This window comes from Bradyrhizobium sp. 18BD, assembly GCF_054185225.1.
Genome location: NZ_JAVAYL010000221.1, coordinates 1 through 454, shown reverse-complemented (window position 1 = coordinate 454; position 454 = coordinate 1). Strand labels below are relative to the sequence as shown.

The window sequence follows — 454 nt, the reverse complement described above, 5'->3', positions numbered from 1 at the left end:
CGGGCCATCGCCGCGCTCGAGGCGGAATTCCGCGGCACCACCGGCGTCTCGGCGCTCAAGATCCGCCATAACGGCGTGCTCGGCTATCATATCGAGGTCCCGGCCCGCGCCGCCGATCCGCTGATGAAGGCGGACAGCGGCTTCACCCACCGCCAGACGCTCGCCGGCGTGGTCCGCTTCAACGCCCCCGCGCTGCACGATGTCGCGGTGAAGGTGACTCAGGCCGGCGCCCACGCCATCGCCGCCGAGGCCGCCCAGCTCGAAGACCTCACCACCGCGGCGCTCGACCGCCGTGAGCCGATCGCCGCCACCGCCGACGCACTTGCCCGGCTCGACGTCGCCGCCGGCCTGGCGGAGCGCGCCGCCGAGGGCGGCTGGACGCGCCCGGCCCTGGTCGAGCATAGCTGCTTCGAGATCGAGGGCGGCCGCCACCCAGTGGTCGAGAACGCGCTCG

At 74.0% G+C, this 454-nt stretch carries 1 pseudogene; it reads left to right on the top strand.

The features are described 5' to 3' along the window. Positions 1–454, top strand: a pseudogene (locus RAD16_RS41170) (DNA mismatch repair protein MutS); the annotation flags it as partial.